General features: G+C 40.8%; 12 protein-coding genes and 5 tRNA genes. All 17 read left to right on the plus strand.

Annotated elements, in window-relative coordinates; translation table 11 throughout:
- Window positions 1-44 precede the first annotated feature (44 nt).
- The 17 genes from NMS_RS07075 to rpoB all read left to right on the plus strand — a co-directional run bounded on the left by NMS_RS07075 (window position 45) and on the right by rpoB (window position 12,375).
- Window positions 45-830: a helix-hairpin-helix domain-containing protein gene (locus NMS_RS07075; protein ID WP_197539481.1), complete on the plus strand. Its 786-nt coding sequence runs from the start codon at window positions 45-47 to the stop codon at window positions 828-830.
- Window positions 831-850: 20 nt separating this feature from the next.
- Window positions 851-2,020, plus strand: coding sequence for an acyl-CoA dehydrogenase family protein (locus NMS_RS07080; protein WP_041496076.1), 1,170 nt, complete (start codon window positions 851-853; stop codon window positions 2,018-2,020).
- 102 nt (window positions 2,021-2,122) lie between these two features.
- The gene (rpsU, locus tag NMS_RS07085; protein WP_041496077.1) at window positions 2,123-2,317 is read left to right on the plus strand and encodes a 30S ribosomal protein S21; all 195 of its coding nucleotides are present in this window, start codon (window positions 2,123-2,125) and stop codon (window positions 2,315-2,317) included.
- A gap of 64 nt (window positions 2,318-2,381) precedes the next feature.
- A complete protein-coding gene (locus NMS_RS07090; RefSeq protein WP_041496078.1) occupies window positions 2,382-3,257 on the plus strand; it encodes a tyrosine-type recombinase/integrase in 876 nt (291 codons plus the stop codon).
- Between the two features lie 162 nt (window positions 3,258-3,419).
- Window positions 3,420-3,493 (plus strand) — tRNA-Thr (locus tag NMS_RS07095).
- 33 nt (window positions 3,494-3,526) lie between these two features.
- Window positions 3,527-3,607, plus strand: a tRNA-Tyr gene (locus NMS_RS07100).
- A 34-nt stretch (window positions 3,608-3,641) separates the two neighbouring features.
- A tRNA-Gly gene (locus NMS_RS07105) sits at window positions 3,642-3,714 on the plus strand.
- A 103-nt stretch (window positions 3,715-3,817) separates the two neighbouring features.
- Window positions 3,818-3,889, plus strand: a tRNA-Thr gene (locus NMS_RS07110).
- 115 nt (window positions 3,890-4,004) lie between these two features.
- A complete protein-coding gene (gene tuf, locus NMS_RS07115) occupies window positions 4,005-5,192 on the plus strand; it encodes an elongation factor Tu (protein WP_041496079.1) in 1,188 nt (395 codons plus the stop codon).
- Between the two features lie 128 nt (window positions 5,193-5,320).
- Window positions 5,321-5,393 (plus strand) — tRNA-Trp (locus tag NMS_RS07120).
- Window positions 5,394-5,502: 109 nt separating this feature from the next.
- Entirely contained in the window at window positions 5,503-5,700 is a 198-nt protein-coding gene (secE, locus tag NMS_RS07125; protein WP_084217638.1) for a preprotein translocase subunit SecE, read from the plus strand.
- Between the two features lie 9 nt (window positions 5,701-5,709).
- On the plus strand, window positions 5,710-6,264 hold the full coding sequence (nusG, locus tag NMS_RS07130; protein ID WP_041496081.1) for a transcription termination/antitermination protein NusG: 555 nt from the start codon (window positions 5,710-5,712) through the stop codon (window positions 6,262-6,264).
- Between the two features lie 69 nt (window positions 6,265-6,333).
- Entirely contained in the window at window positions 6,334-6,774 is a 441-nt protein-coding gene (gene rplK, locus NMS_RS07135) for a 50S ribosomal protein L11 (protein ID WP_041496082.1), read from the plus strand.
- Window positions 6,775-6,785: 11 nt separating this feature from the next.
- A complete protein-coding gene (gene rplA, locus NMS_RS07140) occupies window positions 6,786-7,487 on the plus strand; it encodes a 50S ribosomal protein L1 (protein WP_041496083.1) in 702 nt (233 codons plus the stop codon).
- Window positions 7,488-7,499: 12 nt separating this feature from the next.
- Window positions 7,500-8,015, plus strand: a complete 516-nt coding sequence (rplJ, locus tag NMS_RS07145; RefSeq protein ID WP_041496084.1) for a 50S ribosomal protein L10 — start codon at window positions 7,500-7,502, stop codon at window positions 8,013-8,015.
- Window positions 8,016-8,069: 54 nt separating this feature from the next.
- Entirely contained in the window at window positions 8,070-8,444 is a 375-nt protein-coding gene (gene rplL / locus NMS_RS07150) for a 50S ribosomal protein L7/L12 (RefSeq protein WP_041496085.1), read from the plus strand.
- A gap of 121 nt (window positions 8,445-8,565) precedes the next feature.
- A complete protein-coding gene (gene rpoB / locus NMS_RS07155) occupies window positions 8,566-12,375 on the plus strand; it encodes a DNA-directed RNA polymerase subunit beta (protein ID WP_041496086.1) in 3,810 nt (1,269 codons plus the stop codon).
- Window positions 12,376-12,441 lie beyond the last annotated feature (66 nt).

Below are 12,441 nucleotides of genomic sequence, written 5' to 3' on the forward strand. Positions count from 1 at the left end.
ATAAACGTCAGCAAAGGGGGATTTTGCTTTTGATTATCTTAATAATGATCCTTTTAGGAGTTCGTTTTTATTTAACGACGCTTCCAACGGCTTCTTTGGAGCTGGCTGATGTTTCAGAGTATGAAAAGAAGGTCGATTCCCTCAAGAGAATAGCGGCTCGCAAAAAAGATACGATCTATCCGTTTAACCCTAATTACATCAACGATTTCCGTGCTTATCAGATAGGATTAGATGAAGCACAGTTGTTGAGGTTATCTCGCTTTCGCGAAAGCGGAAAATTCATCAATTCCCCTGCACAATTCCAGCAAGTGACTGAAGTGAGTGACCAGTGGCTGGATAGTATTGCTCCGTATTTCAAATTTCCAGATTGGGTGAATAATCCTAGACCCAGCTATTCCAAAAATTTAAGTTTTGCGGATAAGAAAATTACAGCAAGTAATTTGAACACAGCGTCTCAAGAGCAGCTCAAGGCAGTTTTCGGGATAGGCCCAGCGCTCTCTACCCGAATCATCGAACAACGACAAAAACTGAATGGTTTTGTCGATATGCAACAAGTACGGGAAATCTATGGACTTTCAGATTCAACAATGATCCAGCTGCGCAAGCATTTCTTTATAACGCCACCTGCAGGCTTCAAGAAAATAGTCTTAAACAAAGCGACCCGGGACGAACTGTCAAGCATTCCCTATTTCAACGACTACCTTGTGGACAAGCTGATAGAGCAGCGTACTTTGAGAGATGGATTCAAGAGTTGGGACAACGTGATGCTCACTTCAAGGTTTCCACAAGAAAAATTGCCTTTAATTCAGCTATATTTGACACTGGACTAAAAACAGACCTAAAAACACTTATGTATTCAAAATATTTTACCGAAGAACACAATGTATTTCGCGAGAGTTTTAGAGACTTTCTTAAAAAAGAAGTGGTGCCCCACGTCGATAAATGGGAAGAAACCGGTCATATAGATCGGGAGATTTTCAAGAAAATGGGCGATATGGGATATTTCGGATTGTATTACCCAGAGGAGTATGGAGGTTTAGACCTTGATTTCTTTTACACCGTAATCTTCCTGGAGGAAATGCAACGCATCAACTCTGGTGGATTTGCTGCAGCCATGTGGGTTCAAGCTTTTCTAGGTGCACAGCATTTGTTAAAGGAAGGTTATGAGAGGATCAAGCAAGACTATCTAGTACCAACTTTATCTGGTGATAAAATAGGGTGTTTGTGTATTACAGAGCCTTTCGGAGGTAGCGATGTTGCTGGAATGCGCACGACTGCGGTTAAAGAAGGAGATCATTACATCATCAACGGTTCTAAAACCTTTATTACAAACGGTGTTTATTCTGATTATTTAGTCGTTGCGGCTAAAACAGATCCAGAAGCTAAAGGCCGCGGGATCTCGATCTTCCTTATGGATAGAGAGACTCCAGGAATAAGTGCTACAAAATTGAACAAGTTAGGATGGAGAGCGAGTGATACAGGAGAGATAGGGTTTGACAACGTAAAGATCCCTGCAGAAAACCTGATGGGAGAAGAGGGAAAAGGATTCCCTTACATTATGCAACATTTTGCATTAGAGCGATTGATCATGGCGATCAATGCACATGCAAGAGCAGAATATGCTCTAGAGTACACCATTGGTTACATGAAAGACCGTACCGCATTTGGTAAGTCTCTAGACAAATTCCAAGCGTTACGTCACAAGCTGGCAGATATGATGAGTGAAACAGAAATGGCAAAGAATTTCAATTACTCCATCGCTGAGGAGCTTGACAAAGGATTGTACCCTGTGAAGGAAGCGAGTATGGCGAAATTGCTATCCACCAAAATATCTGATGAAGTCATCTATGGCTGTTTGCAGTTTCTAGGTGGTTATGGGTATATAGAGGAATACCCGCTAGCTAGAATGTCACGTGACAGTAGACTAGGCCCTATAGGTGGTGGAACTAGTGAAATCATGCGCGAGATCATTGCAAAAATGATGTTGGACGGTAAGGATTATAAGCCGGCAGCTAAATAAATAGGTGATTTCGCTTTCGCGAAAGCGAAATATCAAAAATTAGTAGGTGGTTACAAATAATAATGTAATTTTGCCATCCCAAAGAAAGGAGGTGATGACACTATGTTAATTATACCAGTTAAAGACGGAGAAAATATCGACAGAGCCCTGAAGCGCTTCAAACGCAAGTTTGACCGTACAGGAAAGATGCGTGAGCTACGTAGAAGACAACAGTTCACAAAGCCATCTGTTGCTAAACGCGCACAAAGGATCAAAGCGGAATACATCCAGCATTTGAGAGATGAAGAGAACCTATAGTTCTTAACAGTAATCTAAATATGACGATCCGATAAATGATTAAATTTATCGGATCGTTTTTTTTATGCATTTATCTGATTTCAAAAAATACCTGAGCCTAGAAAAGCATTATAGTGCTCACACTAGTGATTCTTATCTGCGAGATCTGGAACAGTTTCAAGAACTTTTGAAAACACATGAAGTGTCCCTAGATGAGGCCAATTATTCCATGGTGCGGCAATGGATGTCAGAACTTATGGATTCTGGGATTTCAAGTAGGTCGATCAATCGTAAAATGTCCTCGCTAAAAGCTTATTATAAATTTCTCAGAGCACAAGGTCACACAGAGAAAAATATAATGACCCTTCATAAAAGCTTGAAAACCTCGACCAAGGTTCAAGTACCGTTTTCTCAAAAAGAAGTAGGAGAGTTGTTGAACCAGCCGTACGATAAGACTTCATTCGTCGCTGTAAGAGATCGAGCGATTATAGAGTTGTTATATGTGACAGGCATGCGCCGTGCAGAATTAATAAGTCTAGACATCAATGCAGTAGAGGTAAGTCAAGGAAGAATTAAAGTGTTAGGAAAAAGAAATAAAGAGCGCATCATTCCATTGTTGGAACATACCCAGACTATTCTTTTAGATTACTTAAGTTTAAGAGATGAGCTATCTGGAGAGAGCAATCGTTTCTTTATCACTGAATCGGGTAATTCTATTTACCCTTCACTAGTATACCGGACTGTTACCAGTTACTTAAAACAAGTCAGCTTAAAAGTAAAAGTAAGCCCGCATGTTTTGCGCCACACCTTCGCCACCCATCTATTAGATAAGGGGGCAGATTTAAATGCAGTTAAAGAGTTGCTAGGCCACTCCAGTCTTGCCAGTACTCAAGTATATACTCATACCAGTATGCAGGCATTGAAAAACATTCATAGCAAGGCTCATCCACGCAATAAATAAGTGTTAACAACGGCTCTGGATTGTTCCTTACGTCTAGGTGGAAAAAATTGTTGACTGACATGAATTATTTTCCTAAAATATTTTTTGCTAATTAAAAAATAGCCTTACATTTGCAGTCCGTTAGAAATAACGAGAGCGTGATGCGCTTAAAATCTATCATAAGCCGATGTAGCTCAGCTGGCTAGAGCAGCTGATTTGTAATCAGCAGGTCGTGGGTTCGAGTCCCTCCATCGGCTCTTAGTTTTTTGAAAAATTGAAGTAATTAAATAGGGGAGATACTCAAGCGGCCAACGAGGACGGACTGTAACTCCGTTGGGAAACCTTCGCAGGTTCGAATCCTGCTCTCCCCACTATTTGATTACACCCATCATTTTGATGGTAATTGCGAGAGTAGCTCAGTTGGTAGAGCGTCAGCCTTCCAAGCTGAATGTCGCCGGTTCGAACCCGGTCTCTCGCTCAAAATTTTCCGCTAGGGCGGGAATCTCACTTGAAAGCCGTAAGGTGATTGTGTGAAAAAAGCCCTTGGCTATTTCGCTTTCGCGAAAGCGTTAACAACATAAGCCGGTGTAGCTCAGGGGTAGAGCGTTTCCTTGGTAAGGAAGAGGTCATGAGTTCAAATCTCATCATTGGCTCTGGAATAAAGAAAATAAGGTCTCTCCGTGAGACCCTAAATAGTATAAGCTGATTTGGTTTTGTATCCGTGTCAGTTTTTAAATTGAAACACTAATATAAACTAAGATTATAATTATGGCTAAAGAAACGTACGATCGTTCGAAACCGCACCTTAACGTAGGAACTATTGGTCACGTTGACCACGGTAAGACTACTCTTACTGCTGCAATCACTAAAGTACTTGCAGATGCTGGTTACTCTAAGGCAACAAGTTTTGATCAAATTGACAATGCTCCTGAAGAAAAAGAACGTGGTATCACGATTAACTCTTCACACGTTGAGTATCAAACGCTTAACAGACACTACGCTCACGTAGACTGTCCTGGTCACGCGGATTATGTAAAGAACATGGTAACTGGTGCTGCCCAGATGGACGGTGCTATCCTTGTAGTTGCTGCAACTGATGGTCCAATGCCACAGACTCGCGAGCACATCCTATTAGGACGTCAGGTAGGTATTCCACGTATCGTTGTTTTCCTTAATAAGGTTGACATGGTAGATGATGAGGAGCTTCTTGAATTAGTAGACATGGAAGTTCGTGATCTATTGAATTTCTATGAATATGACGGTGACAATGGTCCTGTAATTTCTGGATCTGCTCTAGGTGCATTGAATGGTGAAGAAAAATGGGTAAATACAGTTCTTGAATTGATGGAAGCTGTTGATACTTGGATTGAAGAGCCTACACGTGAAGTAGACAAGCCTTTCTTGATGCCTATCGAGGATGTGTTCTCTATTACAGGTCGTGGTACTGTAGCAACTGGTCGTATTGAGACTGGTGTTGCAAACACTGGTGATCCAGTAGAAATCATCGGTATGGGTGCTCAAAAATTGACATCTACTATTACTGGTATTGAAATGTTCCGTCAGATCCTTGATAGAGGTGAGGCTGGAGATAATGCAGGTATCCTTTTGAGAGGTATTGAGAAGTCTCAAATCTCTCGTGGTATGGTAATCACTAAGCCAGGATCTGTAACTCCACACGCTAAATTCAAAGCTGAGGTTTATATCCTTAAGAAAGAAGAAGGTGGACGTCACACTCCATTCCATAACAACTACCGTCCGCAGTTTTACGTTCGTACAACTGACGTGACTGGAAACATCATGCTTCCAGAAGGTGTTGAAATGGTAATGCCAGGAGATAACTTGACAATTACTGTTGATCTTATCCAGCCTATCGCATTGAACTTGGGTCTTCGTTTTGCAATCCGTGAGGGTGGTAGAACTGTAGGTGCAGGTCAGGTAACTGAGATTTTAGATTAATAATTCTAAATAAATTAAGTATCCTATCTAATGAATATTAGGTAGGGTACTTTCCCTTTATTAGATGGTGTAGTTTTTGCTTTCGCGAAAGCGAACTATCCAGCAGTTTAAAACTGTTTAAAAGGTTTGCGGACTTAGTTCAGTTGGTAGAGCACTGGTTTCCAAAACCAGGGGTCGGGAGTTCGAGCCTCTCAGTCCGCGCAAAAGGATTGTTTGTTTTCAAATGATCTTGAAATAAGATGTTGAGAAATCCGTAATAGATTGCTCAGAAATAATTAAGTGAAGCGATTCACAAAAGATCGTTCAAATTATGGGATTAGTATCATATGTAAAGGAGTCGTATAACGAGTTGACTAACCACGTAACATGGCCTACATGGGCTGAGGCTCAAAAAATGACCGTTACTGTCGCTGTCTTTTCTGTAGTTTTTGCATTGATTATTTATGGAATAGATACTGTTTTCAGTACGGCTATTACTAATTACTTTGAATGGGTTAAACAAGCATAATACTACAACATGAGTGAGGAAAAAGATGTAATGAAGTGGTATGTAGTGCGATCTGTCAGCGGTCAAGAAAACAAGATCAAAGAGTATATTGAGTCTGAGATCAACCACCATAATCTAGGTGATTATTTACAGCAGATATTAGTGCCTACTGAAAAGGTGGTACAAATACGCAATGGTAAGAAGATCAATAAGGAAAAAGTTTATTTTCCTGGATATATCATGGTTCAAGCTCGTCTTGAAGGTGAGGTTCCTCACATTATCAAATCTGTCAATGGTGTCATCGGTTTCCTAGGGGAAACTAAAGGTGGTGATCCTGTACCCTTGAGAAGATCTGAGGTGAACAGAATGTTAGGTAAGGTGGATGAGCTTGCTGAGCAGACGGATAATATCGCCATTCCATTTAAGAGTGGTGAAACGATCAAAGTGGTTGATGGTCCATTTAATGGTTTCAACGGTGTGATCGAAAAAGTTAATGAAGAGAAGCGTAAGCTCGAGGTTATGGTTAAGATTTTTGGCCGTAAGACTCCATTGGAGTTGAGTTATATGCAAGTAGAAAAAGTATAAATGTTACAATTTATAGGCAGTGTATAAGGCTTCCACTTTATATCTGTCAAACATTGAAATAAATTAGAAATGGCTAAAGAAGTATCTAAGGTTGTAAAATTACAAGTTAGAGGTGGCGCAGCAAACCCATCTCCACCTGTAGGACCTGCATTAGGTGCAGCTGGTGTAAATATCATGGAGTTCTGTAAGCAGTTTAATGCTAGAACCCAGGATAAAGCTGGTAAAGTGTTACCAGTTGCAATTACAGTTTTTAAAGACAAGTCTTTTGACTTTGTGATTAAAACTCCTCCAGCAGCAGTACAAATCCTAGAAGCAGTGAAATTAAAAGGTGGTAGTGGTGAGCCTAACCGTAAGAAAGTTGGAACCATAAGCTGGGATCAAGTAAAATTGATCGCAGAAGACAAAATGCCTGACCTAAATGCTTTTACAGTAGAGAGCGCCATGAGAATGGTAGCTGGTACTGCAAGATCAATGGGTATTAATGTAAAGGGCGGTAACGCACCTGCTTAAAACTTGTAACAATGGCAAAATTGACAAAAAAACAGAAGGATACCAATGCAAAGATCGATAAGTCGAACACTTATACGGTTGCAGAGGCTTCTCAGTTAGTAAAAGAAGTATCGACGGTAAATTTCGATGCCTCAGTAGACCTAGCGGTTCGTCTTAACGTGGATCCACGTAAAGCAAACCAGATGGTTAGAGGTGTTGTGACACTTCCACACGGTACGGGTAAAGATGTGAAAGTTCTTGCATTAGTTACTCCAGACAAAGCAGCGGAAGCTGAAGCAGCTGGAGCTGATTATGTAGGACTTGATGAATATCTTGAAAAGATCAAGAATGGTTGGACTGACGTTGATGTAATCATCACGATGCCAAGTGTGATGGGTAAGTTAGGGCCTTTAGGACGCGTTTTGGGTCCTCGTGGTTTGATGCCTAACCCTAAGACTGGTACAGTGACTATGGATGTTGCTAAGGCAGTATCTGACGTGAAAGCCGGTAAAATCGACTTTAAAGTTGACAAGACTGGTATCATTCACGCATCAGTTGGAAAAGCATCTTTCGATGCAGAGAAGATTGCAGGAAATGCAAGAGAATTAATCAACACGTTAGTTAAGTTAAAACCTACAACGTCGAAAGGTGTATACATCAAGAGTATATATATGTCTAGTACTATGAGTCCTAGCATCCAGATCGATACGAAGCGTTTTGCATCAGACGACTAAAAAATCTAGATCATGACAAGAGAAGAAAAAGCAACTGTTATAAAGGATTTGACTGCTACGTTGGGTGATAACACAACTATCTATCTAGCAGATATCTCTGGACTTAACGCAACAGATACATCAAACTTACGTAGAGCTTGTTTCAAAGCAAACGTTAGTCTTTCAGTAGTAAAGAACACATTGCTTGCAAAGGCAATGGAAGCTTCTGACAAAGATTTTGGAGAACTTCCAGAATTGTTGAAAGGCAATACTTCAATTATGTTATCTGAGGTGGCAAATGCGCCAGCTAAGGTAATTCAGAACTTCCGTAAGAAATCGCAAAAGCCGGTTTTGAAAGGAGCTTATATTGAAGAAGCAATTTATGTAGGGGATGATAAGATCGACGCATTAAGCGACATCAAATCTAAAGAAGAAATGGTCGGTGAAATCATCGGTCTTCTTCAAAGCCCAGCTAAAAATGTTATTTCTGCACTTAAATCAAGTGGAGGCAAATTGGCTGGAATTCTTAAGACCCTTTCTGAAAAGTAGGGCAACAAACAAGTACGCAATTAATTATTTATAAATTTTATTAAAACGATAGAAATGGCAGATTTAAAAGATTTCGCAGAACAGTTAGTAAACCTTACTGTGAAAGAAGTAAACGAATTAGCGACTATACTTAAAGACGAGTATGGAATCGAACCAGCAGCAGCGGCAGTTGCTATGGCTGGACCAGCTGCAGGTGGCGGAGAAGCTGCTGAAGAGCAGTCTGAATTTGATGTAATCCTTAAGGCTCCAGGTGGTGCTAAACTAGCGGTAGTTAAGTTAGTTAAAGAACTTACTGGTGCAGGATTGAAAGAAGCTAAAGAACTTGTAGATAGCGCTCCATCCCCAATCAAGGAAGGTGTGTCTAAAGATGAGGCAGAAGCTCTTAAAGCTCAGCTAGAAGAAGCTGGTGCTGAGGTTGAGTTGAAGTAATTCTTCACAGCTAATACATTAAGGTTTAGACCTGTGGGCATCGCCCACAGGACTAGACCATTTTGCGTATAAAGATGAGACGTCGTCGATAACGCTTTTTTTAACTTAATACCGTGCATTGATGCTAGCAACAAACACAGAAAGAATTAATTTTTCAACGGTAACTTCTAAGGCAGAGTATCCTGATCTGCTGGATATACAAATCAAATCGTTTCAGGATTTCTTTCAATTAGAAACTAAATCAGATAGGAGAGAAGTAGAGGGTCTATACAACACCTTCATGGAAAACTTCCCTATTACCGATACACGCAACCAGTTTGTATTGGAGTTTCTTGACTATTTCGTAGACCCACCACGATACTCTATTCAAGAATGTATTGAACGTGGCCTTACCTATAGCGTGCCACTTAAGTCACGCCTTAAACTTTATTGTACTGACCCAGAACATGAGGACTTTGAGACTATCGTTCAAGATGTTTACTTAGGTACAATACCATACATGACCTCTTCAGGTACTTTTGTAATCAATGGTGCTGAACGAGTTGTAGTTTCACAACTACATAGATCTCCAGGTGTATTCTTCGGACAATCTTTTCATGCTAATGGAACCAAATTATACTCCGCAAGAGTAATTCCTTTTAAAGGATCTTGGATTGAATTTGCAACGGATATCAATAGCGTTATGTACGCTTACATTGACCGTAAGAAAAAATTACCTGTAACTACCCTTTTCCGTGCTATCGGTTTTGAAAGAGATAAGGATATCCTTGGAATTTTTGACCTTGCAGAAGAAGTGAAGGCAAGTAAGACAGGACTTAAAAAATACTTGGGACGTAAACTTGCTGCTCGTGTTTTGAAAACATGGCATGAGGATTTCGTTGATGAAGATACTGGCGAAGTTGTTTCTATCGAGCGTAACGAGATCGTATTGGATCGCGATACCATTTTAGAAAAACAACACATTGATGAGATTATGGAATCTCAGACTAAAACCATCCTTTTGCACAAGGAGGATAATCAGTCTGCAGATTACGCAATTATTCATAACACACTTCAAAAGGACCCTACTAACTCTGAAAAAGAAGCAGTAGAACATATTTATAGACAATTACGTAACGCTGAGCCGCCAGATGAAGAAACTGCGCGTGGTATCATCGATAAGTTGTTCTTCTCTGATCAGAGATACAACCTTGGTGAGGTAGGTCGTTACCGTATGAATAAAAAATTGAACCTTGATATTGCCATGGATAAGCAAGTGCTTACTAAGGAAGATATCATAACCATCATCAAGCACTTGATCATGTTGATCAACTCTAAAGCAGAGATTGATGATATTGATCACTTATCTAACCGTCGTGTACGTACAGTGGGTGAGCAATTAAGTTCTCAATTTGGTGTTGGTCTTGCTCGTATGGCAAGAACCATACGTGAGAGAATGAACGTGAGAGATAACGAGGTATTTACACCTATTGACTTGATTAATGCAAAGACATTGTCTTCTGTAATTAATTCATTCTTTGGTACCAACCAGTTGTCTCAGTTTATGGATCAAACAAATCCACTAGCAGAGATCACTCACAAGCGCCGTCTATCGGCACTTGGACCTGGAGGTCTTTCTCGTGAAAGAGCAGGTTTTGAGGTTCGTGACGTTCACTACACACACTACGGACGTTTATGTCCAATTGAAACTCCTGAAGGACCGAATATTGGTTTGATTTCTTCGCTAGCAGTTTTCGCGAAAGTGAACAGCATGGGATTCATTGAAACTCCTTACCGTAAGGTGAAAGACGGAGTTGTGAATTTGAAAGAAGAGCCGATTTACTTGAGTGCTGAGGAAGAAGAAGGAATGCACATTGCACAAGCTAACTTGCCATTAGAGAATGGTAAAATTATGTCTGACAATGTAATTGCACGTATGGAAGGTGACTTCCCAGTAGTAGACCCAAGTGAGGTTGTTTATGCTGACGTTGCACCTAACCAGATCGCATCCATCTCTGCATCTTTGATTCCATTCTTGGAGCATGATGATGCGAACAGAGCCCTGATGGGATCTAACATGATGCGCCAGGCAGTTCCATTGTTGCGTGTTGATGCTCCTATTGTAGGTACTGGTCTTGAAAGACAAGTAGCACAAGATTCAAGAGTATTGATCAATGCAGAAGGTGACGGTACTGTTGCTTATGTTGATGCACAGAAAGTGGTGATCGAGTACGATCGCACGGACCGTGAGAAACTGATCAGTTTTGAGCCGGATGAGACCAGTTACAACTTGATCAAATTCCGTAAGACGAATCAAGGTACTTCCATCACATTGAAGCCTATCGTGCAAAAAGGTGACCGCGTGAAGAAAGGACAAGTTCTTTGTCAAGGTTATGCAACTGAGGCTGGAGAACTAGCATTAGGTCGTAACATGAAAGTGGCATTTATGCCATGGAAAGGTTACAACTTTGAGGATGCGATCGTAATTTCTGAAAAAGTTGTTCGTGAGGACATCTTTACATCTATCCATGTTGATGAGTACTCTCTTGAAGTAAGAGATACCAAACTTGGTAATGAAGAATTGACGCCAGACATACCTAACGTATCAGAGGAAGCTACGGCTGATCTTGATGAGAATGGTATGATACGCATCGGTGCTGAAGTAGAGCCAGGAGATATCCTTATAGGTAAGATTACACCTAAAGGAGAGTCTGACCCAACTCCAGAAGAAAAACTTCTTAGAGCCATTTTCGGTGATAAAGCAGGTGATGTGAAAGATGCTTCTTTGAAAGCTTCTCCATCGTTACGTGGTGTAGTTATCGATAAGAAATTGTTCTCTCGTGCTGTTAAGGACAAGAAGAAAAGAGCACAAGACAAAGAAGATATCGCAAGATTGGAACAAGAATATCAAGCTAAGTTTGATGATCTTAAAACCAGACTTGTCGACAAGCTTTTTGAAATAGTGAGCGGTAAAACATCTCAAGGTGTATTCAATGACTTAGGAGAAGAAGTTCTTCCTAAAGGAAAGAAATACACATTGAAAATGTTGAACTCTGTTGACGACTTTACCCACTTAGTTTCTGGAACGTGGACTACCACTAAAGAAACTAATGATACGGTTGCTGACTTGCTTCACAATTATAAGATTAAGGAAAATGACCTTCAAGGTTCCTTGAGACGTGAGAAGTTTACCATCTCAGTAGGTGATGAGCTTCCAGCTGGAATTATCAAACTTGCTAAAGTTTATGTTGCTAAAAAACGTAAACTGAAAGTAGGAGATAAGATGGCGGGACGTCACGGTAACAAAGGTATCGTTGCGCGTATCGTACGTGCTGAAGATATGCCGTTCCTTGAGGATGGAACACCAGTAGATATCGTATTGAATCCACTGGGGGTACCTTCTCGTATGAACATCGGGCAGATTTATGAAACCGTTCTAGGATGGGCAGGTGAGAAACTAGGTAAGAACTTTGCAACGCCAATTTTTGATGGTGCAACTCTTGACCAGATCAACGCCTATACTGATGAAGCAGGAATCCCAAGATTCGGTCATACCTATTTGTATGATGGTGGAACAGGAGAGCGCTTTGACCAGCCAGCAACTGTAGGTATCATCTACATGTTGAAACTAGGTCACATGGTAGACGACAAGATGCACGCACGTTCAATCGGGCCATACTCATTGATTACCCAGCAGCCACTAGGTGGTAAAGCACAATTTGGTGGTCAGCGATTTGGTGAGATGGAGGTTTGGGCACTTGAGGCCTACGGTGCATCCAGCACACTTAGAGAGATCTTGACAGTTAAGTCTGATGACGTTGTAGGACGTGCTAAGACTTACGAGTCGATCGTGAAAGGTGAGCCAATGCCAGAGCCAGGATTACCTGAGTCATTCAATGTATTAATGCACGAATTGAAAGGTCTAGGATTAGACTTGAGACTCGAGGATTAATTTTTCCAGTGAGGACTGTGGAGAGTCCGCTTTCGCGAAAGCGTAACAACCTACAATCCTCACTAC

The organism is Nonlabens marinus S1-08, assembly GCF_000831385.1.
GTDB classification, from domain to species: Bacteria; Bacteroidota; Bacteroidia; order Flavobacteriales; family Flavobacteriaceae; genus Nonlabens; species Nonlabens marinus.

Coding starts and splice junctions, on each gene's coding strand:
- rplJ (WP_041496084.1), top strand. CDS start 7,500: ATGACAAGAGAAGAAAAAGCAACTGTTATAAAGGATTTGACTGCTACG.
- rplL (WP_041496085.1), top strand. CDS start 8,070: ATGGCAGATTTAAAAGATTTCGCAGAACAGTTAGTAAACCTTACTGTG.
- NMS_RS07090 (WP_041496078.1), top strand. CDS start 2,382: ATGCATTTATCTGATTTCAAAAAATACCTGAGCCTAGAAAAGCATTAT.
- NMS_RS07075 (WP_197539481.1), top strand. CDS start 45: ATGATCCTTTTAGGAGTTCGTTTTTATTTAACGACGCTTCCAACGGCT.
- rplA (WP_041496083.1), top strand. CDS start 6,786: ATGGCAAAATTGACAAAAAAACAGAAGGATACCAATGCAAAGATCGAT.
- nusG (WP_041496081.1), top strand. CDS start 5,710: ATGAGTGAGGAAAAAGATGTAATGAAGTGGTATGTAGTGCGATCTGTC.
- rpoB (WP_041496086.1), top strand. CDS start 8,566: ATGCTAGCAACAAACACAGAAAGAATTAATTTTTCAACGGTAACTTCT.
- rplK (WP_041496082.1), top strand. CDS start 6,334: ATGGCTAAAGAAGTATCTAAGGTTGTAAAATTACAAGTTAGAGGTGGC.
- secE (WP_084217638.1), top strand. CDS start 5,503: ATGGGATTAGTATCATATGTAAAGGAGTCGTATAACGAGTTGACTAAC.
- rpsU (WP_041496077.1), top strand. CDS start 2,123: ATGTTAATTATACCAGTTAAAGACGGAGAAAATATCGACAGAGCCCTG.
- NMS_RS07080 (WP_041496076.1), top strand. CDS start 851: ATGTATTCAAAATATTTTACCGAAGAACACAATGTATTTCGCGAGAGT.
- tuf (WP_041496079.1), top strand. CDS start 4,005: ATGGCTAAAGAAACGTACGATCGTTCGAAACCGCACCTTAACGTAGGA.